Origin of the sequence: Acidisphaera sp. L21 (assembly GCF_009765685.1) — a bacterium.
Lineage (GTDB): Bacteria > Pseudomonadota > Alphaproteobacteria > Acetobacterales > Acetobacteraceae > LMUY01.
This window is the reverse complement of the sequence record NZ_LMUY01000124.1, coordinates 1-20366: the sequence shown is the minus strand read 5'-3', so window position 1 is coordinate 20366 and position 20366 is coordinate 1. Positions and strand designations below refer to the sequence as shown.

20 protein-coding genes are annotated in these 20366 nt (G+C 65.0%); 18 read left to right on the top strand and 2 right to left on the bottom strand.

The window, feature by feature from the left end:
- From GSQ76_RS23490 to GSQ76_RS32385, 6 genes are all read left to right on the top strand, one after another.
- The coding region (locus GSQ76_RS23490; protein ID WP_158746541.1) for an ATP-binding protein at window positions 1-940 on the top strand (940 nt) is incomplete at its 5' end.
- Window positions 870-2603 (top strand): magnesium chelatase subunit D, encoded by a 1734-nt coding sequence (locus tag GSQ76_RS23485; RefSeq protein WP_335904930.1) that lies wholly within the window; start codon window positions 870-872, stop codon window positions 2601-2603. The genes GSQ76_RS23490 and GSQ76_RS23485, both read left to right, overlap by 71 nt.
- The gene (bchO, locus tag GSQ76_RS23480; RefSeq protein ID WP_158746539.1) at window positions 2600-3493 is read left to right on the top strand and encodes an alpha/beta fold hydrolase BchO; all 894 of its coding nucleotides are present in this window, start codon (window positions 2600-2602) and stop codon (window positions 3491-3493) included. Before GSQ76_RS23485 ends, bchO begins: the two co-directional genes overlap by 4 nt.
- 342 nt (window positions 3494-3835) lie before the next feature.
- Window positions 3836-5371, top strand: coding sequence for a phytoene desaturase (locus GSQ76_RS23475; RefSeq protein WP_158746538.1), 1536 nt, complete (start codon window positions 3836-3838; stop codon window positions 5369-5371).
- Window positions 5355-6380 (top strand): phytoene/squalene synthase family protein, encoded by a 1026-nt coding sequence (locus GSQ76_RS23470; protein WP_158746537.1) that lies wholly within the window; start codon window positions 5355-5357, stop codon window positions 6378-6380. Before GSQ76_RS23475 ends, GSQ76_RS23470 begins: the two co-directional genes overlap by 17 nt.
- A gap of 1 nt (window position 6381) precedes the next feature.
- Complete coding sequence (locus GSQ76_RS32385; protein ID WP_256367019.1) at window positions 6382-6513, top strand: hypothetical protein; 132 nt, start codon at window positions 6382-6384, stop codon at window positions 6511-6513.
- Between the two features lie 8 nt (window positions 6514-6521).
- On the opposite strand, the gene GSQ76_RS23465 is transcribed toward GSQ76_RS32385, so the two are convergent.
- Window positions 6522-7229 carry a carotenoid 1,2-hydratase gene (locus GSQ76_RS23465; protein WP_254070595.1) on the bottom strand — a complete coding sequence of 236 codons (708 nt, stop codon included), beginning with the start codon at window positions 7227-7229 and terminating at the stop codon, window positions 6522-6524.
- Window positions 7230-7381: 152 nt separating this feature from the next.
- Complete coding sequence (gene crtD / locus GSQ76_RS23460) at window positions 7382-8908, bottom strand: 1-hydroxycarotenoid 3,4-desaturase CrtD (RefSeq protein ID WP_158746536.1); 1527 nt, start codon at window positions 8906-8908, stop codon at window positions 7382-7384.
- Window positions 8909-8996: 88 nt separating this feature from the next.
- On the opposite strand from crtD, the gene GSQ76_RS23455 reads away from it, so the two are divergent.
- The 12 genes from GSQ76_RS23455 to GSQ76_RS23400 form a co-directional block, all read left to right on the top strand.
- On the top strand, window positions 8997-9866 hold the full coding sequence (locus GSQ76_RS23455) for a polyprenyl synthetase family protein (RefSeq protein WP_158746535.1): 870 nt from the start codon (window positions 8997-8999) through the stop codon (window positions 9864-9866).
- Window positions 9863-10987 carry a methyltransferase gene (locus GSQ76_RS23450; protein WP_158746534.1) on the top strand — a complete coding sequence of 375 codons (1125 nt, stop codon included), beginning with the start codon at window positions 9863-9865 and terminating at the stop codon, window positions 10985-10987. The genes GSQ76_RS23455 and GSQ76_RS23450 overlap by 4 nt, the downstream gene beginning before the upstream one ends.
- Before the next feature lie 68 nt (window positions 10988-11055).
- Complete coding sequence (bchC, locus tag GSQ76_RS23445) at window positions 11056-11994, top strand: chlorophyll synthesis pathway protein BchC (protein WP_158746622.1); 939 nt, start codon at window positions 11056-11058, stop codon at window positions 11992-11994.
- 38 nt (window positions 11995-12032) lie between these two features.
- Window positions 12033-13007, top strand: coding sequence for a chlorophyllide a reductase iron protein subunit X (locus tag GSQ76_RS23440; protein WP_216851261.1), 975 nt, complete (start codon window positions 12033-12035; stop codon window positions 13005-13007).
- Between the two features lie 59 nt (window positions 13008-13066).
- Window positions 13067-14503 (top strand): chlorophyllide a reductase subunit Y, encoded by a 1437-nt coding sequence (bchY, locus tag GSQ76_RS23435; protein ID WP_158746621.1) that lies wholly within the window; start codon window positions 13067-13069, stop codon window positions 14501-14503.
- Between the two features lie 3 nt (window positions 14504-14506).
- A complete protein-coding gene (gene bchZ / locus GSQ76_RS23430; RefSeq protein WP_158746532.1) occupies window positions 14507-15967 on the top strand; it encodes a chlorophyllide a reductase subunit Z in 1461 nt (486 codons plus the stop codon).
- A gap of 100 nt (window positions 15968-16067) precedes the next feature.
- Complete coding sequence (gene pufB / locus GSQ76_RS23425) at window positions 16068-16289, top strand: light-harvesting antenna LH1, beta subunit (RefSeq protein ID WP_158746531.1); 222 nt, start codon at window positions 16068-16070, stop codon at window positions 16287-16289.
- A gap of 11 nt (window positions 16290-16300) precedes the next feature.
- On the top strand, window positions 16301-16486 hold the full coding sequence (pufA, locus tag GSQ76_RS23420) for a light-harvesting antenna LH1, alpha subunit (RefSeq protein WP_158746530.1): 186 nt from the start codon (window positions 16301-16303) through the stop codon (window positions 16484-16486).
- A gap of 82 nt (window positions 16487-16568) precedes the next feature.
- Window positions 16569-17393, top strand: a complete 825-nt coding sequence (pufL, locus tag GSQ76_RS23415; protein ID WP_158746529.1) for a photosynthetic reaction center subunit L — start codon at window positions 16569-16571, stop codon at window positions 17391-17393.
- 31 nt (window positions 17394-17424) lie between these two features.
- The gene (gene pufM, locus GSQ76_RS23410; protein WP_158746528.1) at window positions 17425-18402 is read left to right on the top strand and encodes a photosynthetic reaction center subunit M; all 978 of its coding nucleotides are present in this window, start codon (window positions 17425-17427) and stop codon (window positions 18400-18402) included.
- Window positions 18399-19517 (top strand): photosynthetic reaction center cytochrome PufC, encoded by a 1119-nt coding sequence (pufC, locus tag GSQ76_RS23405; protein ID WP_158746527.1) that lies wholly within the window; start codon window positions 18399-18401, stop codon window positions 19515-19517. Before pufM ends, pufC begins: the two co-directional genes overlap by 4 nt.
- A gap of 179 nt (window positions 19518-19696) precedes the next feature.
- The coding region (locus tag GSQ76_RS23400) for a cytochrome c family protein (protein ID WP_158746526.1) at window positions 19697-20366 on the top strand (670 nt) is incomplete at its 3' end.

Sequence of the window (20366 nt, the reverse complement as noted above, 5' to 3'; positions counted from 1 at the left end):
TGGCGGGGTGCTGGTGTTCGGCGATCGCGGCACCGGCAAATCCACCACTGTCCGCGCCCTGGCCTCCTTATTGCCGCCGATGGTCGTGGTTGATGGTTGCCCCTATCACTGCAACCCGGCTCAGGGTCCGTGGTGTGATGCATGTTCCGCCGACAGCGATCGCAGGCCGTCCACCGCGTCCGTGCCCGTGGTGGATATGCCATTGGGCGCCACGGAAGACCGCGTCGTTGGCGCGCTCGATCTGGAAACCGCCCTCACTCGCGGTGAGAAGCGCTTCGAACCTGGACTGCTGGCCCGTGCCAATCGAGGGTTCCTCTACATCGATGAAGTGAATTTGCTGGAAGATCACCTGGTCGATTTGCTGATCGACGTGGCCGCGTCGGGGGAAAACGTGGTCGAGCGGGAGGGTTTGAGCGTGCGGCATCCCGCACGGTTCGTCCTGATCGGCAGCGGAAACCCAGAAGAGGGCGAGTTGCGTCCGCAACTGCTCGACCGGTTCGGGCTGTCGGTCGAAGTCCGCACGCCGCAGGATATTGCAACCCGGATCGCCATCGTGCGGCGACGCGACGAGTTCGAACGCCAGCCGGAATGTTTCGCCGAGGAGTGGCAACGCGAAGAATCGGCGTTGCGAGACCAGATCGTAGCCGCACGGGATTTACTGCCCCAGGTGCAGGTGCCGGATGCGGTCCTGGAATCGGCGACCCGGCTTTGTTTGCGGTTGGGTACCGATGGGCTGCGTGCCGAATTGACGCTGCTGCGGGCGGCCCGTGCGGTGGCAGCGTTGGAGGGTGATCCTGTGGTCACGCAGGCGCATCTGCTGCGTGTGGCGCCCTCCGCACTGCGACATCGGCTGCGCCGGGACCCGCTGGATGAAGCCGGGTCGGGTGCCAGGATCGCCCGGGCTGTGCAAGAACAGTTCGGCGGCGATGGATTGGGCTGACGCACGCACGGCCGCCACCTTGTTCGCCGTCGATCCCGCCGGCACGGGTGGGGTATCGGTGCGGGCCCCTCCGGGCCCGGTGCGCGACCGTTGGCTCGCAGCGTTGCGGGGGGATTTGCCAGAAGGCACAACCTTGCGAAGGCTGCCACCAACCATCCCGGACGACCGGCTGCTAGGCGGGATCGACCTCGCCTTGACCCTGGGCGCCGGGCGTCCCGTCACATCGCGGGGATTGCTGGAGGAAACGGGGCAGGGCGTCTTGCTGCTGGCAATGGCGGAGCGGATGCCCGTGGCCACGATCGCTCGTCTCGCGGCCGCCCGGGACGCCGGAATGCCATTCGGCATCGCTGCGCTGGATGAGGGTGCCACGCGAGATGAACGCCCATCCGCATCCCTGCTCGATCGGCTCGCTTTTCACGTGGAACTCGAAGACGTCGCGCACCAGGGGCAAGACGACGATCACCGGCTTGCGATCGCTGCCGCGCGGCGCCGGCTCCCGGGTGTTTGCGCTGACGCTGGGATGATCGAGGCGCTGTGCGCGACTGCCGCGGCGCTGGGCATTGATTCGCTGCGGGCCCCGCTGCTGGCACTCCGCGCTGCCCGTGCCGCCGCCGCCTTGGCGGGACGGGACAATGTGACGGCAGAGGACGCGGCACTGGCGGGCCGGTTGGTCCTCGCGCCCCGTGCGACGGCACTGCCGGCCGCTGAGCAGGAGGCCGGTAGTGACGATACGCCAGAGCCCGGCGACAGTGATTCCAGCGACACCGAGGCAGCCGACCCTGCAGAAACCGCGCAGCCTTTGGCCGATATCGTTCTGGAAGCAGCGCAAGCCGCAATTCCACCGGGACTGCTGCAGCAATTGCGCAGCATGGAGGCCGTGCGCAAACAGGCGCGCAGCATGGGCCTCGCAGGCGCCCTCCATAAATCCGGGAAGCGCGGGCGCCCGGCCGGCGTATGCGCTGGCGATCCGCGGCAAGGGCTTCGGCTGAACCTGATGGAAACGCTGCGCGCTGCAGCACCGTGGCAGGCTCTGCGGCGGCGTTCGGCCGGGCCAGCGCTGATCGAGGTGCGGCGGAACGATTTTCGCGTCAACCGGGTGAAGCAACGGTCGGAGACCACGACGATCTTCATCGTCGACGCATCCGGCTCAGCCGCCTTGAACCGGCTGGCGGAAGCGAAGGGAGCGGTCGAGTTGTTGCTGGCCGAGTGCTACGTCCGCCGCGACCGGGTTGCTGTCTTCGCCTTCCGCGGGCGTGGCGCCCAATTGCTGCTGCCACCGACACGCTCCCTTGTGCGGGCAAAGCGCAGCCTATCGGGCCTGCCCGGCGGTGGAGGCACGCCGTTGGCTGCCGGGATCGATGCCGGCTCGGCGTTGGCGGAGGAGGTGCGGCGGCGCGGCGGCACGCCAACCCTGGTGCTGCTGACGGATGGGCGCGCCAATGTCACACGGGACGGCACCGGCAATCGCGCGCTTGCGGAGCAGGAGGCGGGCGTTGCTGCCCGGCAACTGGGCCAGCGTGGTTTTTCGGTTTTGCTGGTGGACACATCGCCCCGCCCGCATCCACCCACCCAGCGTCTGGCAATGGAAATGCGGGCACGATACGTGGCTCTGCCCTATGCCGACGCCGCAGCGTTGTCGCGCGCCATACAGGCCGCGCGATGAGCGACCGGCGCAATACCCCACAAAGTCGGCTGCCAAAGGACTGGCCTAACCGCGGGTCGAGCCAATTCGTGAGGGCCACCGGCCTGGTGTGGCATGTGCAGACCATGGGCAGCGGGCCCGTGTTGCTGCTCATCCATGGCACTGGCGCTGCCACCCATTCCTGGCGCGACCTGGCTCCTATCCTGGCGCAGCATTTCACTGTCGTCGCGCCGGATCTGCCGGGGCATGGCTTTACCGAATCGCCTGCCATGCGCCGCCTGTCACTGCCGGGTATGGCGTTGGCGCTACAGGCCCTGCTGCGGATGCTCAATTTGCAGCCGCAGGTGGCAGTAGGCCACTCTGCCGGGGCAGCGATCCTGGCCCGGATGGCATTGGACGGGCAAATCCGGCCGCAATGCCTGGTGGGTCTCAACGCGGCGGTGATGCCGCTCGGGGGCATTCCGGGACAGCTTTTTTCTCCCCTGGCCAAACTGCTCGTGGGATTGCCGCTGTTGCCGGAGCTGTTTGCGTGGCGGGCGCGCGACACCGCGATAGTGGAAAAACTGCTGGCCGACACGGGGTCGACGCTGGATGCACGGGGCGTCGCACTCTACGCCCGCCTGGTGCGGCAACCCAGCCACGCCGCGGCAGCGTTGGGGATGATGGCGCATTGGGATCTGCAGCCACTGCTTCGTGCCTTGCCCCGATTGCGGCCGCCCCTGCTGCTGATCGTTGGCGCCAACGACCGCACCATCCCGCCGGCCGACGCGGTCCGCATTCAGGCATTGGTGCCGGGCGCGACCCTCGCAACGCTTCCCGGGCTGGGGCATCTGGCGCATGAGGAGGCGCCGCAAGTGGTTGCGGACCTCATCCTGGACCATGCAAGGATAACGGGCGCGTTGTCCGGCTGATGGGGGCGTGGGTCGCGTCCGGTCGGGCGCTCGATATCATCTTGATTGGCATGGCGCTGGAGGGCGCGGTGCTCGTGGCGGTTTGGCACCGTTGGCGCCTTGGCATCCGACCCGGCGCGATACTGCCGAACCTTTGTTCCGGCATGTGCCTGTTGGTTGCGATGCGAGTGGGTCTCGCTGGTGCGTGGTGGGGTTGGATCTCATTGCCACTGCTGGGGGCACTGTTGGGCCATGTAACAGACCTGCGATTGCGTTGGGGCCACGGGTCCGCGCGGACACGGCGACGGCAAGAATAAAAAACCAGCCTTGCCCAGTGTCAGTTATGTGTTACACATTCGCAGAATGTCTGTCCTGACACTCGAACCCGGCCGAACGATCGCAGCAGTGGAGCCGGACCACCGCCCGCATGCCGTGGTCATTGGAAGCGGCTTTGGCGGACTGGCAGCGGCGATACGATTGGGGGCCCGCGGGTATAGGGTAACCATCCTGGAACGGCTGGCCACTGCCGGGGGCCGGGCTGCTGTCTTTCGGCAGGACGGCTTCACCTTCGATGCTGGCCCCACCATCGTGACCGCGCCTTTCCTGCTGGAAGAATTGTGGGCGCTGTGTGGCCGCCGCTTGGCGGATGACGTGACGCTGCTGCCGATCGATCCCTTCTATCGCATCCGCTTTGCCGATGGCGCTACGTTCGACTATTCCGGCGACCCGGATCGGATGCGGGCCGAAATCGCCCGGTTCAGCCCGGCGGACGCCGCTGGCTACGAACGGTTCATGGCCGCCAGTGAGCGTATCTACCACGTTGGGTTCGAACGTTTGGGCGACGTGCCTTTCACGCACTGGACCAGCATGGCCAAAGTCATCCCCGATTTGGCCGCGCTGGGCAGTTGGCGAAGTGTCTACGGCCTGGTAGCCAAGCACGTGAAGGATGCGCGTTTGCGCACGGTGCTGAGCTTCCATCCACTGCTCGTGGGTGGAAATCCGTTTAGCGCAACCTCCGTCTATGCACTGATCGCGTTTCTCGAGCGTCGCTGGGGCGTCCACTTCGCGATGGGTGGCACGGGTGCGCTGGTGGCGGGAATGGTCAAGCTGATCCGCGGACAGGGTGGCACGCTTCGCTGCAACCAGGACGTACGCCGGATCATGGTCGCCAACGGTGCCGCAACCGGGGTCGAAATGGCCGACGGGACGCATATCCCAAGCGATATCGTCGTCTCGAACGCGGATAGCGCCTGGACCTATCGCCACCTGCTGGCGCCCGAACATCGCCGGCGGTGGACGGATAGGCGGGTGGAACGGGCTCGCTATTCGATGGGGCTATTCGTCTGGTATTTCGGCACCAAATGCCGTTATGAAAACGTTGCGCATCATACGATCCTCTTAGGGCCGCGCTATCGCGAGCTGCTGCGCGATATCTTCAGGCGCCACAGATTGGCGGATGATTTCAGCCTCTATTTGCATCGTCCAACGGCGACCGACCGCTCTTTGGCTCCGGCCGGGTGCGATACATTTTACGTCCTGTCGCCGGTGCCCCATCTGGCGAGCGGGACGGATTGGGCAGCGGAGGGGGAGCGATACCGCCGGGCGATTGCCGCGGCGCTGGACGCGACGATCCTCCCGGGGTTGGAGCGCAATATCGTGTCATCCCGAATCATGACGCCGCAGGATTTCCAGGATCGTCTGCTCTCGTTCCGCGGCGCGGCCTTCGGGATGGAACCGTTACTGACACAAAGCGCCTGGTTCCGTCCCCATAACCGCAGCGAGGAGGTGGACGGGCTCTACCTCGTTGGGGCCGGCACGCATCCCGGCGCAGGCCTACCCGGCGTACTCTGTTCAGCGAAAATCCTCGATACGGTGGTGCCCCATGCCGTTCGCCCCTAGCCTCCAGGCCGACTTGGCGGCGTGCCAGGACTTGATGCGAGGCGGCTCCCGCACATTTTCCGCGGCCTCGCATGTGTTACCGGCGCGGATCAGTGAGCCAGCGACGGCGCTCTACGCGTTCTGCCGGGTGGCAGACGACCTGATCGATTGCAACGGCGGTGCTTCGGCGCTGAACGCGCTGCGGGATCGGTTGGACCAGGTGTATGCCGGCACGCCCTCGGCCCTGCCGGCAGACCGGGCGTTGGCCGGGGTCGTGGCGCATTTCGCGATCCCCCGCGCGCTGCTGGAGGCGTTGCTGGACGGGTTCGCCTGGGATGCGTCCGGCCGGCAATACGAAACCTTGGACGAGTTGCAGGATTATGCGGCGCGCGTGGCAGGCACGGTCGGCGCCATGATGGCGGTATTGATGGGCGCGCGCAGCCCGGCGCAGGTTGCCCGGGCCTGCGATCTCGGCACCGCCATGCAACTGACCAATATCGCCCGTGATGTCGGTGAAGATGCACGGGCCGGCCGACTGTATCTGCCGAGGTCATGGTTGCGTGGGGTGGGGATCGACCCCGAGGCTTGGCTGGCCGAACCCCATTTCGCCCCGGCGATCGGCGCTGTCGTCGAACGGTTGCTGCAGGCAGCCGAAACGCTATACGCCCGCGCGGATTCGGGTATTGCGGCGTTGCCCTGGGATTGCCGTCCAGGAATTCGCTCGGCCCGATTGCTGTATGCGCAAATTGGGGCCGAGATTGCTCGGAACGGGTTCGATTCGGTCACCCGCCGGGCCGTCGTGCCAGTTCGTCGAAAGCTGCGTTTGGTCGGGTGGGCTGTGCTGACGGCGATGCTGCCGGGGAAGGCCGCGCCCGCGCCACCCTTGCAGGCTTGCCGCTACTTGGTGCAGGCGGTGACATTGGCGCCGTCCCATGTTGTCGTCGGTGGTATCGGGGACAGGGTCGTCTGGGTGTTGGAGCTGTTTGCCAGACTGCAGCAGCAGCAGATCCATGGGGGCGGTGGGCTATAGGATGGGCCGGTGGGAGTGGATCATTCTGGAGGTTGGCTTCCTCGGCCTGCTCATCTTCGAATTGATTTCAGTGCGCCGCGCCATTCGTAAGGACAAGGCGGCGCGCCAGGATATCAGGCCCGACCCGCCATAGCCGGGAGTTCACCAGCCGCGCGGGATACGAAATGGTAGCAGGGCCTGTACCCAAGGGGCGGTGAAGCGATCCATCGAGAGGCTCTCATGCATCGCCGTCACCCGGTGGCCGAGCAGCCTCGTGTCCAGGACGGAGCGAGCGTAGAACGGCGTGTCCTCCAAGGTCTGCACCACCTCGACCGTTTGACCCGGCTCTGCCCGGGTTTGCCGCTGAATCCGCCACCGTGTTGCGGGCAGGGTGACCCGTGGCGGCGGTGCCACATCCTGTATTGATCCGTCCCGGCCGATCCGCAGCGCGAGCGATTGCTCGCCACCAAGGCGGCGAGTGGCGTTGTAGAGGATGGCCGCGCCGTCGGGCACCGGCGCGCGGCACCAATCCCAGTGGACGAAATCGGCCTCCAGGGGACGGATGCCACGATTGGTGTCGAGGTAGCCTGGTCCGGACCAGCGCAAGTCCGGGCTGGTGAGTGCGACGTCCACATGGGAGATGGGCGCGATCGGGGACCAGGTGTGGCAGCCGGCCTGATCCAGGTTGAAAATTCGTCCGGTCACTGCAGCAGGGGTGACGCGGACGGTGCCACGAAGCCGGGAAGGCAGTGGGGCAGTAACCTCCGCAATGTCGATGGTGAGATGCGTGCCATCCCAATGCAGGGCACTGGGTCCGATGGAGAGCGTCGTTGCGTCCCGGTGCAAGGCGGTGCGGCCACGTTCGGTCATAGCCCATCGCCGCGGTCGGCCATACAGCGCCACGTTCAGCGCGCAATGGTGATGCGGATCCCCGAGGCCGCGGCGTCGCGACCAGGCATAGAAGGGCGAGAAGACGCTCCCAATGAACGCAATCAGCGTGATCCCATGCGTGCCGTCCTCACTCAGCGCATCGACGTACCACCACGTGTAGCCACCATGCGGGACGGGCGGGTCGAAGCGAGGTCCGCCAGCAGCCGTGCTGCTGCCAGTCGCCCCGACAGCGCCGCCATCGGCACTCCCGGCCCCGGATGCACACTGCCCCCCGCCAGATAGAGCCCCGGGATCTTGGTCTCGGAGCCCGGACGGGAAAAGGACGCCATCGGGCCGTGTGTCGCCTGGCCATACAGGGCGCCGCCCGTCGCCGGAAAGAGCCTGTTGAACCCGGCCGGGCTGGTTGCTTCCGCCGCCATCGGACGCAGATGCAGACCATACCGGCGCAGTTGGGTGAAAACGCGATCCGCGCATGCGGTGATCTCCGTTTGGGACAATGTGTGGCGGTCGCCCGTGGCAGGCGCGTTGATGAGGCAAAGCAGCCGCTCAGGGCTGCCCATGGCGGCTCCTAAGTCGGTGCGATCCTGTGCGCAGATGTAGATGGTGGGCTCGGAGGGCAGACTGCCGCGGGCGATGGCATCGAATTCCGCCTTGTAGTCGCGGGAAAAGAACACGGTATGGCGCACCAATGGAAACCCATCCGCCTCCGCCACCATCGCCCAGGTCACGGCGGAGAGTGAGCGCTGACCGGAGGGCGGGGGCACGGCCTGCATGACCGCGCGTCCGAACATCCCGGCCGCTAGGGCAGCGGCATCGGCATTGACCACGACGGCGTCGGCATCGATGCGCTCGCCGCTTTGCAGCCTCACCCCGGCAATTCGGCCGGTGGCGACGCAAATCTCGGCGACGGGCGCATCGTAGCGGAACGATGCGCCTCTGGCAGTGGCCAAAGCCGCCAGCGCTTGGGCAACCCGGTGCATGCCGCCTTCGACCAGCCAAACGCCCTCCTGCTCGACATGGGCGACCAGCATCAACGTGGCTGGCGCCAGATAGGGGGATGATCCGCAATAGGTCGCATAGCGCCCGAAAAGCTGGCGCAGCCGCGGATCACGGAAATGGCGGCTCAAGGCGGTCCACATACTTTCAAAGGGCCGGATGTTCCAGAGGCCTCCCAGCCCTTGGCTTGCGATGGAGCGCACAAGGGAAGGGGCGGACGGGCGGGGTGCGGCAATGAATGTCCGCTCAAGTGTTTCATAGATGTGACGGGAATCTTCCCTGAAAGCACGGTATCCACGTGCCTCCACGGCGCCGGCCAGAGTGCCGATCGCATCCTCGGTTCGTGCCGGGTCAGCGAAGAGGTCGAGCTGTTCGGACTCGCTCCAGGCATGCCGGGCCAGGATGCCGGCCGGGTGCAGCGTCAGGTGATCGGCCAGGGTGGTGTCCGCATCGGCGAACAGCTTGTCGAACACCCAGCGCATCGTGAAAATCGTGGGCCCGGCATCGACGCGGGCGGATCCGACCGCGACGTCTCGCATTTTGCCGCCGGGTGCGGCCGCGCTCTCCAACACGGTCACCGCGGCGCCCTGTCGTGCCAGGTCAAGCGCGGCGGTAAGGCCCGCCATACCCGCACCGATGACGACGACCCGGGGGGTTTTCATCGCGCCATTCAATTCGCGCTTGACGAAACTGTCAATGATAGCTGACGGTATTAAGTGACAATAAGAACTGACAGATTGGGGCGTGGCAATGGACGTGATGTCTCGCATCGAGCAGAGTTTGGCAGCAGCTCTGGCACGGGGCGATCACCCGGGCTGCCCCCCCAGATTGACGGCGGCCATGCGATACGCGGTTTTCCCGCGCGGGGCGCGCATCCGGCCCAGGCTGTGCCTGTCGGTCGCGGCGGCATGCGGCGACGACCGTCCGGACATCGCTGACTCTGCCGCCGCAGCGATCGAATTGTTGCATTGTGCCTCGCTCATACATGACGACCTGCCCTGTTTTGACGATGCAGACATCCGCCGCGGCCGCCCCTCGGTCCATCGCGCATTTGGTGAACCTTTGGCCGTCTTGGCGGGGGACGCCCTCATCGTGCTGGCATTCCAGACATTGGCGCAGGGCGCGATGTCGGCGCCAGCGCGGCTGCCGGCTTTGCTGGGCACTATCGGGCTCTCGGTTGGAATCCCCTGCGGGATTGTCGCCGGGCAGGCCTGGGAGTGCGAGCAGGACGTTGATCTGGCGCAGTATCAGCGGGAGAAAACGGGTGCACTGTTCGCCGCTGCCACCGTGGCTGGTGCCGCTGCGGCGGGCGGCCCGGCGGAATGCTGGCGCGAGGTCGGCATGCGGTTGGGAGAGGCGTTCCAGGTGGCGGACGACATCCTGGACGCGACGGGCAATCCAGAGATGCTGGGCAAGCCGGCGGGTCAGGATTGTGCCCATGCCCGCCCCAGCGCAGTTCTGCAATTAGGACTGGATGGCGCCATTGCCCGGCTAGAGGATCTGTCGGGTGAAGCGGTGGAGGCAGTGCCGCCCTGTCCGGGCCGGTTGGCCTTGCGCAGCCATATCCGGACGGAAACCCTACGGCTGCTGCCACAGGAGCTGGCGCGGCACGCAGCATGAGTCCGGTCGTGATCGAGGCAGCCCTACCCTGGCGCGAGCGGCTGTTCGCCTGGCGAGACCGGGCCGTGGCAAGCCCGCGGTTCCGGCGATGGGCAACGACGTTTCCGCTGACGCGGCCGATTGCGCGCCGCCGCACCCGCGCCCTGTTCGATCTGTGCGCCGGATTCGTCTACTCGCAGATCCTGCTGGCCTGCGTGCAACTGGATGTATTCGAGATCCTGGCCGAGCGCCCGGCGAGCATTGCATCCCTTGCGATCCGGCTTCGGCTCAGCGTGGAGGCGACGGAGCGGTTATTGGCAGCCGCCACGGCTCTGCAACTGACCAGCCGGCGGGGCGATCGCTATGCGCTGGGGCCGCTTGGTGCAGCAATGGTCGGCAATGCGGCGATCCAGCAAATGGTGCTGCACCATCCGATGCTCTACGCCGACCTACAGGACCCGGTGGCACTCCTCCAAGGCCAAAAAGGCGGAACCGAGCTGGCCAGCTATTGGTCCTATGCCTCTGCCGGGGAAGGGCCGGTGGCGGCCTATACCGCCCTGATGGCGGCCTCGCAGCCGCTGGTGTCGGACGAAGTGATCGATGCCTATTCACTGGGGCAACATCGGCACCTGATGGATGTGGGAGGCGGCGATGGCAGCTTTCTCGTCGCAGTCGCGGAGCGTGTGCCAGGTTTGCAATTGACCCTGTACGACCTGCCTGCTGTTGCCGAAATGGCCTGCAGCCGCTTTGCGGTATCTAGGCTAACGGATCGTGCGCGCGCCGTCGGGGGAAGCTTTCTGACGGAGAGTTTGCCCGGGGGTGCGGATGTCATCTCCCTTGTGCGGGTCATACATGATCATAACGACCCCGAGGCACTGACGATTCTGCGCGCGGTGCGGGCGGCGTTACCGAAGGATGGTGTGGTGCTTCTGGCCGAACCAATGGCGGAAACGGCAGGTGCCGAGCCCGTAGGCCATGCCTATTTCGGATTCTACTTGCTCGCAATGGGTCAAGGACGGCCACGCACGGCAGCCAAGTTGATGGCCCTCTTGCAGGAGGCAGGGTTTGCCAAGGCGCAACTTCTCCGGACGCGATCGCCGCTGCTAGCGCGGGTCATCATCGCCAATGTAAATCCTGATTGACAATCTTAATTGTAAGTCTAGCATTACAACAAGTGGAGATCTCATCCGCGGCGTGAAAGGGGGGCATGATGGATACACTCGCTGTTGTGCTCACCGCGCCGGAAAATTTGGCGCTCAGCCGTATCGATCTCACCGACCCGACCGATGACGACGTTGTCGTCGATGTCGCCTGGAGCGGCATCAGCACGGGAACCGAGAGGCTGCTATGGACCGGGCGTATGCCGCACTTTCCCGGCATGGGCTATCCGCTGGTCCCCGGGTATGAATCGGTTGGCCGCGTAACGCGGGCAGGACCGGCGTCCGGCGGTCGCGTCGGTGAACTGGTCTTTGTGCCAGGCGCGCGGTGCTTCGGTCCCGTGCGCGGCTTGTTCGGCGGGGCAGCCCGCCGACTGGTCGTGCCCGGCGCCCGGGCGGTCTGCATCAGCGAGACACTGGGGGAGCGCGGCGTGCTGTTGGCGTTGGCTGCCACCGCACAGCACGCGATCGGCGCGGCCGGGGCCGCCCTGCCCGATTTGATCGTGGGTCACGGCGTGCTGGGCCGCGTCCTCGCCCGGCTGACCCTGCTCGCCGGCGGATCGCCGACGGTATGGGAGCGCAACCCGGCCCGGGCCGACAATGCCACTGGCTACCCGGTCATCGACCCGGCGTCCGACCCGCGTCGCAACTACGCCGCGATCTATGACGCCAGCGGAGACCCTGCGCTGCTGGACACGCTGATCAGCTGCCTCGCACCTGGTGGGGAGGTGGTGTTGGCGGGGTTCTACAGCGAGCCGCTGCAATTCGCGTTTGCCCCGGCTTTCATGCGGGAAGCGCGGATCCGGGTGGCCGCGCAGTGGCAGGAGACGGATCTGGCTTTCGTCACCCGCGCTGCTGGAACCGGCCAACTCTCGCTCGATGGTCTGATCACCCACCGGCAAGCGCCTGACAGGGCAGCCGATGCGTATCGCACCGCATTCGACGATCCCGAGTGCTTGAAAATGGTCCTTGATTGGAGAGCCTGCGCATGAATGCGACCGTGAGCCATCCCATACCGGCACCGTCAGACATGACGCAAAGCCTGCGCGACGAAGCCGCCATCGAGCCCGATGCAGTATCGACTGCAACGGTGACCAAGCAGACCCAGGTGATTGCCATCTACGGCAAAGGCGGCATCGGCAAAAGCTTCACCCTGGCCAACCTCAGCTACATGATGGCGCAGCAGGGCAAACGTGTACTGCTGATCGGATGCGATCCCAAAAGCGACACGACGTCCCTGCTATTCGGCGGCCGGTCCTGCCCGACGATCATCGAGACATCGTCCAAGAAGAAGGCCGCCGGCGAGAAGGTGGGCATTGGCGATGTCTGCTTCATCCGCGATGGCGTGTTCGCGATGGAGTTAGGCGGCCCCGAAGTCGGGCGCGGGTGCGGCGGCCGGGGCATCATCCACGGGTTCGAATTACTGGAGAAGCTCGGCTTCCACGATTGGGGCTTCGACTACGTGCTGCTCGACTTCCTCGGCGATGTGGTGTGCGGTGGCTTCGGCCTGCCGATCGCGCGTGACATGTGCCAGAAGGTGATCGTCGTCGGGTCCAACGATCTGCAATCGCTCTATGTCGCCAACAACGTCTGCTCCGCCGTGGACTACTTCCGCAAGATGGGCGGCAATGTCGGCGTGGCGGGCATGGTCATCAACAAGGATGACGGCACCGGGGAGGCACAGGCCTTTGCCGAGGCGGTGGGCATCCCGGTGCTCTCGGCCATCCCCGCGAACGAGGATATCCGCCGCAAGAGCGCCAATTACGAGATCGTCGGGGTGCCCGGCGGCCAGTGGGCGCCGATGTTCGAGGAGCTGGCCAAGCAAGTGGCCGACGCCCCGCCCGTGCGGCCAACGCCGCTGACGCATGATGCGCTGCTGAACCTGTTCAAGGGGGATGCGGTGGGCCGCGGCGTCGTGCTGCAGCCGGCGACGATGGAAGATATGTGCGCGTCCGCCGGCGCCGCGCCGCGCCAGTCGCTCGAAATCATCTACGAGGGCGTGTGACGGTGGATGGCTCCATCGTTCCCGGTGAAAGCGGCTGCCACGGCGGACGCGAAACGCTGATGGAGGCTGCGCGCGCCGCCGGCAAGAGCGAATCGATGGACCGTCTGATGACGGATTATCCGCGCGGCCCGCACGACCAGCCGCAATCCATGTGCCCGGCCTTTGGCGCATTGCGGGTCGGGCTGCGGATGCGGCGTACGGCGACCATCCTCTCGGGCTCCGCGTGTTGCGTGTATGGGTTGACCTTCACATCGCATTTCTATGGGGCCCGCAGGACGGTCGGTTACGTGCCGTTCAACTCCGAGACGCTGGTGAAAGGCCAGCTCTTCGAGGACATCCGGGAGGCAGTGTACCAGACGGCCAAACCCGCCGATTATGACACCGTGGTGGTGATCAACCTTTGCGTGCCCACCGCGTCCGGCGTGCCGCTGGACCGCTTGCCGAAACAGATCGACGGCGTGCGGGTGATCGGAATCGATGTGCCGGGGTTCGGCGTGCCGACCCACGCCGAGGCAAAGGACGTGTTGGCGGGGGCAATGCTGCGCTACGCCCGAACCGAAGCGGAGCAGGGCCCGGTGGCGCGCCCCAGCAAGATGCAGAGCATGCCGACCGTCAGCCTGATCGGCGAGTTGTTTCCGGCCGACCCACCCAGCATCGGTGCCCTGCTGGCGCCGATGGGCCTCGCCGTCGCGCCGCAAACGCCCTGCCGCGAATGGCGCGACCTGTATGCTGCGCTGGATTGTCGGGTGGCGGCGGCCGTGCACCCCTTCTACACCGCCGCGATCCGCGAATTCCGTGCGGCAGGGCGCCCGGTCGTCGGCTCCGGCCCGGTGGGCGTGGAGGGGACGGCCGCCTGGCTGGACGCCATCGGTGCGGCAGCCAATGTGGCGCGTGCCGATATCGATGCCGCCAAGGCGCGTGCGCTGCCGGCCATCGAGGCGGCGTTGGCTGCAAACCCGATCCATGCCCGGATCACAGTGTCCGGCTACGAAGGCTCGGAATTGCTGGTGGCGCGCTTGCTGATCGAGGCTGGCGCTGAAGTGCCTTACGTCGGCACCGCCTGTCCGCGGACGGAATGGGCGGAGGCCGACCGGGAGTGGCTGGCAGCCCGCGGTACGCACGTGCAGTTCCGCGCCAGCCTGGAACAGGACATGGCGGCGATGATGGATGTTCGCCCGGACCTGGCCGCAGGCACCACGCCACTGGTGCAGAAGGCGAAGGAGCTGGGCATACCGGCGTTGTATTTCACCAACATGGTCTCCGCCCGGCCCCTGTTCGGGGCGGCAGGCGCGGCATCGCTGGCGGGGATCATCGCGGCGCAGACGCGTGGCGCCCCACGCTTCACCCAGATGGTGAACTTCTTCGAGGGTGTCGGCGTCAAAGACACGGCCGGCTATGGCTGGACCGACAAGCCGCAGGAGCCGGCGGGCGCGCGCGAGCGGTACAAGCGCCAACGCGAGGCCAAGGCCCGGGCCACCGAAGCGGTAGGACACTAGGCCATGCTGGTTCTGGATCACGATCGTGCCGGTGGCTACTGGGGCGCAGTCTACGCCTTCACCGCGATCCGGGGCCTGCGCGTCGTCATCGATGGCCCGGTGGGATGCGAGAACCTGCCCGTCACCGCGGTGCTGCATTACACCGACGGCTTGCCACCGCACGAGTTGCCGATCGTGGTGACGGGGCTGAACGAAGATTCGCTGTCGATGCATGGCACGGAGGGTGCGCTACGCCGGGCCGCGGCGATGCAGGACCCGGATATGCCGGCCGTTGTGGTCACGGGCAGTATCGCGGAGATGATCGGTGGCGGCGTGACGCCGGAGGGCAGCAATCTGCTGCGCTTCATCCCCCGCACGATCGACGAGGACCAGTGGCAGGCGGCCGATCGCGCCATCTACTGGCTGTGGAGCGAATTCGGCGCGAAGAAGCTGAAGCCCCGGCCGCGCATCCGCAAGGAGGGTGAGAAACCGCGCGTCAATATCATCGGCCCGATCTACGGCACGTTCAATATGCCCTCCGACCTGGCGGAGATCCGCCGCATCGTCGAAGGCATCGGCTGCGAGATCAACCTGGTCTTCCCGCTTGGCTCCCACATCGAAGACATAACGAAGCTACCGAACGCCGACGTGAACATCTGCATGTATCGCGAGTTCGGACGTGGCCTGTGCGAGGAATTGGACCGGCCCTATTTGCAGGCCCCGATCGGGCTGTTTGCCACGACGAGTTTCCTGCGCAAGCTGGGTGAACTGACCGGGCTGGACCCGGAGCCGTTCATCGAGCGGGAGAAGCACACCACCATCAAGCCAATCTGGGATTTGTGGCGCAGCGTGACGCAGGATTTCTTTGCGACCGCGTCGTTCGCCGTAGTGGCAACCGAGACCTACACGCGCGGCCTGGTGAATTTCCTGCAGGACGAGTTAGGCCTGCCCTGCACGTTCCAGTTCAGCCGCACGGCCGGGACCAAGCCGGACAATGCAGCGGTCCGGGCCGCGCTCGCCGCCACGCCGCCACTGGTGCTGTATGGGTCGTACAACGAGCGGTTGTACGCGGCGGAGCTGGGAAGCCGTTGCATGTATATCCCGGCCTCGTTCCCTGGCGCCATTATCCGGCGGAGCACGGGGACGCCGTTCATGGGGTATGCCGGGGCGACCTACCTGGTGCAGGAGTACTGTAACGCGCTGTTCGATGCGTTGTTCCATATCCTGCCGCTGGCCACGGATATGGATCGCGCCGAGGCCACACCTGCCAAAGCCGAGAGCTGGAACGCCGATCCTTGGGATCCCGAGGCGGTCCAGCTGCTGGATGATTATGTTGAATCCGAGCCGTTCCTGGTTCGCATCTCCGCTGCGAAGCGGCTGCGCGACCAAGTCGAGCGGGATGTGAGGCTTGCACGCGAGGGGCGGGTAACCGTGGACCGCGTCGCTCGCTCGCTTGCCGCTCTCGCGGCGGGACGCGCGGCGTGAACCGTGCAAAGGCAATGCCCGTTCGGTGTCACCGGCCGTGGTGTTTCCCTGCCGCGCGGGATGTGCGCGGTTTTTGCTGCTATCAGGAGGTGAACTGTCCATGTCCGACTATCCAGTTCGAACCGCATCGACGTCGGGGCTGACCGACGCCGAGGCCCGCGAATTCCACAGTATCTTCGTCACAAGCTTCATCGTCTTCACCGTGGTGGCGATCGTGGCACACATACTGGTGTGGCAGTGGCGTCCGTGGCTGCCCGGGCCAAACGGCTACACGACGTCCATGCTTGACGGCGTGACGTATCTGAAAACCCTGCTGGCATAAGGAGCGCAGCCATGTGGCGTATATGGATGCTATTCGATCCACGGCGAGTGCTCGTTGCCCTCTCCGTATTCTTGTTCGTGTTGGCGCTGCTGATCCACTTCATTCTGCTCAGCACCGGCCGCTTCAATTGGCTGGAAGGCGCGCCGCGCGGATCGTCGGCGCAGATGGCTCCACTTCCGCAATCTGCGCCAAAATAGTTTGTCTCTCCTGGCAGCGGGGAAGGCCGGGGTCACGCCCGGTCTTGTCCGCTGCCGCAACACTCGACCGGAGGGCTGAGCAATGTCGATGCTGAGCTTCGAAGCGAAATACCGTGTCCGCGGCGGTACATTGGTCGGCGGCGACTTGTTCGATTTCTGGGTGGGTCCATTCTACGTCGGCTTCTTCGGCGTCACGACGATCTTCTTCGCGACGCTGGGAACGCTGATGATCATCTACGGTGCGGCGATCGGGCCGACCTGGAATCCCTGGCAGATCAATATTGCACCGCCAGACTTGAAATACGGCCTGGGTTTCGCCCCGCTGAAAGAGGGTGGTCTATGGCAGATCATCACGATCTGTGCGATTGGCGCGTTCCTGTCGTGGTTGCTTCGGCAGGTCGAGATCGCACGCAAGCTTGGCATGGGCTACCATGTCCCATTCGCGTATGGCGTGGCGGTGTTCGCTTACATCACGCTGGTGGTGATCCGCCCAGTGCTGATGGGCGCTTGGGGTTTCGGCTTTCCCTACGGCATCCTCAGCCATCTGGATTGGGTGTCCAACACCGGATACCAGTATCTCCATTTCCATTATAATCCCGCACACATGCTGGCCGTGTCGTTCTTCTTCACGACGGTGCTGGCGCTGTCGATGCATGGTGGACTGGTTCTCTCGGCCGCCAATCCGCCCAAGGGCGGTCTAGTCAAGACGGCCGAGCACGAGAACACGTTTTTCCGCGACACGATCGGCTGGTCCATCGGCACGCTGGGCGTGCACCGGCTGGGACTGTTCCTGGCGTTATCCGCCGGGTTCTGGAGCGCGATCTGCATTGTCATCAGCGGCCCATTCTGGACCCGGGGTTGGCCCGAATGGTGGGGATGGTGGTTGAATCTGCCTATCTGGAAGTAACGCGACAACGCGAAGAAGGGGGGAAAGCGCCATGGCTGAATATCAAAACCTTTTCACCAGGGTGCAGGTGCGTGGGCCTGCCTATGCGGGCGTTCCGCTCACTGCCAGCAATTGGACCAGATCGGGCGTACCCTTCTTCATCCATACGTTCGGGCGGTTCGGGGATGCCCAGGTCGGCCCAATCTATCTGGGTGCGCTGGGGATCGCGTCGCTCATTTGCGGATTCATCGCGTTCGAGATCATCGGGCTGAACATGTGGGCGTCCGTCAACTGGGACCCCGTTCAGTTCGTGCGTCAACTCCCATGGCTGGCGCTGGAACCGCCGGCGCCGGGTTACGGGTTGCACTTCCCCCCGCTGGCCTATGGCGGATGGTGGCTGATGGCCGGGTTCTTCCTCACCGCATCGATCCTGCTTTGGTGGGTACGCATTTATCGTCGCGCCCGCTCACTCGGCATGGGTACCCATGTGGCCTGGGCCTTTGCCGCTGCGATTTGGCTGTATCTCGTGCTCGGCTTCATCCGGCCGCTTCTGATGGGGAGCTGGGCCGAGGCCGTGCCGTTTGGCATATTTCCGCACCTGGACTGGACGGCTGCGTTTTCGATCCGCTACGGCAATCTGTTCTACAATCCCTTCCATATGCTCTCCATCGTCTTCCTGTATGGCTCGACGCTGCTATTCGCAATGCATGCGGCCACCGTGCTGGCGATCAGTCGCTTCGGCGGTGAGCGCGAGTTGGAGCAGATCGTGGATCGCGGTACCGCCTTCGAGCGCGGGGCTTTGTTTTGGCGCTGGACGATGGGGTTCTGCGCCACCGCGGAAAGCATCCATCGCTGGGCCTGGTGGTTTGCCGTCCTTTGCCCATTGACTGGCGGGATCGGGATCCTGCTGACCGGTACCGTGGTGGATAACTGGTATCTGTGGGGCGTGAAGCATGGGATTGCGCCGCCCTATCCGGCAATGTGGGGCACCGTCGTAGATCCTGCCCTGGGACTGGGAGCTGGAAAATGAACATGGGATTTCGGTATGGCCTGGCCCTCGTCGGGATCCCAGCGGCGATATTGCTCGGCCTCGTCATCCTCCTGCGGTTCCAGCTACCGCCCGTCGATACCGTTCAACGCGGCTACCGAGGCGTTGGAATGGTCGAGAATTATCATCCGGCCGATGTAGCTGCGTTCCTGGCGGCCAACAAAGTCCCGGCATCGTTGCCCCAATTACCATCGTCAGGCCCGAAGGCCGGTGCAGCCTACAAGAACGTTCAGATCCTGGGGGATCTCAGCGTGGGTCAATTCACCCGGCTGATGGTGTCGATCACCAATTGGGTGGCGCCGCAGCAGGGCTGTGGCTACTGCCACAACACGGCGAACATGGCGGATGACGGATTGTACACCAAAGTCGTTGCCCGCCGCATGATCCAAATGGTTCAGCACATCAACGCGGATTACACATCGCACGTCGCGCAGACCGGGGTCACATGCTACACCTGCCATCGGGGTAATCCGGTGCCGGCGCAGGTCTGGTTCAATGATCCGGGCCCGCCACACGCCGGTGGAGTCACCGAATCGAACACCGGCAAAAACCACCCCGCCGGGTCGGTGAACGATTCCTCGCTGCCATTCGATCCGTTCACCCCATTCCTGGAGAAGGATTCGGAGATCCGGGTGCAATCCGTCATGGCACTGCCGGGTTCGGACCGTCAGTCCATCAAGCAGACGGAGTGGACTTATGCCTTGATGATCCACTTCTCGCAGGCGTTGGGGGTGAACTGCACGTATTGCCACAATACGCGGTCATTCGGCGACTGGTCGCAGAGCACACCGGAGCGGGTTGTCGCCTGGCATGGCATCCGGATGGTGCGCGACCTCAACGGCAACTACCTGGACAAACTGCAGGGCGTGTTCCCCGCGGCGCGGCTTGGGCCGATGGGGGATAACCCCAAGGTCAGTTGCGCCACATGCCACCAAGGCGTGTTCAAGCCGCTGCTGGGTGTCAGCATGGTGACGACGTTCCCCGAGTTGAAGGGACCGACGCCGCCCTACGTGGCACCGACCCCAGCAGCGCCCCCCGCATCCCCGGCGGCGCCTGCCACGCCCGCCCCGGCAGCCGAGCCCGCCCATCCGCTCTGATACGGCATCGTCGAACAGGTAGAGGGAGGACGCAGCCGCATTGGGTGCGTCCTCCCAGTTTTTATGGACACGAGTTGGAGAATTGCGCTTGAGACACCATTGCAGTTTGAACATGAGAACAGAGCTGTCAAACTGGTGCGACCTTGCCCTGGAAACAATTGCGACAGGAGCCGTGTCATATGGATAGTCTGGAATTCAACAAGGCTGTAGCCGCGGTGTTGACGGCCGGAATTGCGTTCATGGTGGCCGGCGTGATCGGGGATGAATTGGTTCACCCGAAGAAGCTGGAGACCCCGGCGATCAAGATCGATGTCCCGACGGCGGACGGCGCCGCGGCCCCGGTCGCTGCGGCCGATCCGCTGGTGGCGTTGCTGCTCGCCTCCGCTGACCCGGCGCAGGGGGAAGCGCTGGTCAAGCAGCAGGGTTGTGTGGCGTGCCATAGTTTCAACGAAGGCGGAAAGGCCGGTATCGGCCCAAATCTGTACGGTGTGGTTGGGGCGCCGCACGGGCATATGGTCGGGTATGAGTATTCCGCTGCATTGAAAGGCAAATCGGGTCCGTGGACCTATGACGAACTTTATGAATGGCTGAAGAAGCCAAGTGCCTACGCACCGGGCACGAAGATGAGTTACGCCGGCCTTACCGATCCGAAGAAGCGTGCGGATGTCATCGATTATCTACACACCCTGTCGCACAGTCCGGAAGCCTTGCCGCCACCACCGCCAGTGGGCGCGGCGATGCCGGTGTCTGCCAGTACTGCCCCGGCGGGCGTGGAGCCGATCGCCGAACGCCTGGCCGCCGCGGATCCGAAGGCAGGCCAGGCGGACACATTGAAGCTGGGTTGCATCG

What these genes read in the sequence shown, in the direction of transcription:
- GSQ76_RS23485 (WP_335904930.1), top strand. Translation starts at nt 870, where the DNA reads ATGAAGCCGGGTCGGGTGCCAGGATCGCCCGGGCTGTGCAAGAACAGT.
- pufL (WP_158746529.1), top strand. Translation starts at nt 16,569, where the DNA reads ATGTCGATGCTGAGCTTCGAAGCGAAATACCGTGTCCGCGGCGGTACA.
- bchZ (WP_158746532.1), top strand. Translation starts at nt 14,507, where the DNA reads ATGCTGGTTCTGGATCACGATCGTGCCGGTGGCTACTGGGGCGCAGTC.
- GSQ76_RS23470 (WP_158746537.1), top strand. Translation starts at nt 5,355, where the DNA reads ATGCCGTTCGCCCCTAGCCTCCAGGCCGACTTGGCGGCGTGCCAGGAC.
- GSQ76_RS23465 (WP_254070595.1), bottom strand. Translation starts at nt 7,229, where the DNA reads ATGACCGAACGTGGCCGCACCGCCTTGCACCGGGACGCAACGACGCTC.
- bchC (WP_158746622.1), top strand. Translation starts at nt 11,056, where the DNA reads ATGGATACACTCGCTGTTGTGCTCACCGCGCCGGAAAATTTGGCGCTC.
- pufB (WP_158746531.1), top strand. Translation starts at nt 16,068, where the DNA reads ATGTCCGACTATCCAGTTCGAACCGCATCGACGTCGGGGCTGACCGAC.
- GSQ76_RS23455 (WP_158746535.1), top strand. Translation starts at nt 8,997, where the DNA reads ATGGACGTGATGTCTCGCATCGAGCAGAGTTTGGCAGCAGCTCTGGCA.
- pufC (WP_158746527.1), top strand. Translation starts at nt 18,399, where the DNA reads ATGAACATGGGATTTCGGTATGGCCTGGCCCTCGTCGGGATCCCAGCG.
- GSQ76_RS23440 (WP_216851261.1), top strand. Translation starts at nt 12,033, where the DNA reads ATGACGCAAAGCCTGCGCGACGAAGCCGCCATCGAGCCCGATGCAGTA.
- pufA (WP_158746530.1), top strand. Translation starts at nt 16,301, where the DNA reads ATGTGGCGTATATGGATGCTATTCGATCCACGGCGAGTGCTCGTTGCC.
- bchO (WP_158746539.1), top strand. Translation starts at nt 2,600, where the DNA reads ATGAGCGACCGGCGCAATACCCCACAAAGTCGGCTGCCAAAGGACTGG.
- crtD (WP_158746536.1), bottom strand. Translation starts at nt 8,908, where the DNA reads ATGAAAACCCCCCGGGTCGTCGTCATCGGTGCGGGTATGGCGGGCCTT.
- bchY (WP_158746621.1), top strand. Translation starts at nt 13,067, where the DNA reads ATGGAGGCTGCGCGCGCCGCCGGCAAGAGCGAATCGATGGACCGTCTG.
- GSQ76_RS23475 (WP_158746538.1), top strand. Translation starts at nt 3,836, where the DNA reads ATGTCTGTCCTGACACTCGAACCCGGCCGAACGATCGCAGCAGTGGAG.
- GSQ76_RS23450 (WP_158746534.1), top strand. Translation starts at nt 9,863, where the DNA reads ATGAGTCCGGTCGTGATCGAGGCAGCCCTACCCTGGCGCGAGCGGCTG.
- GSQ76_RS32385 (WP_256367019.1), top strand. Translation starts at nt 6,382, where the DNA reads ATGGGCCGGTGGGAGTGGATCATTCTGGAGGTTGGCTTCCTCGGCCTG.
- pufM (WP_158746528.1), top strand. Translation starts at nt 17,425, where the DNA reads ATGGCTGAATATCAAAACCTTTTCACCAGGGTGCAGGTGCGTGGGCCT.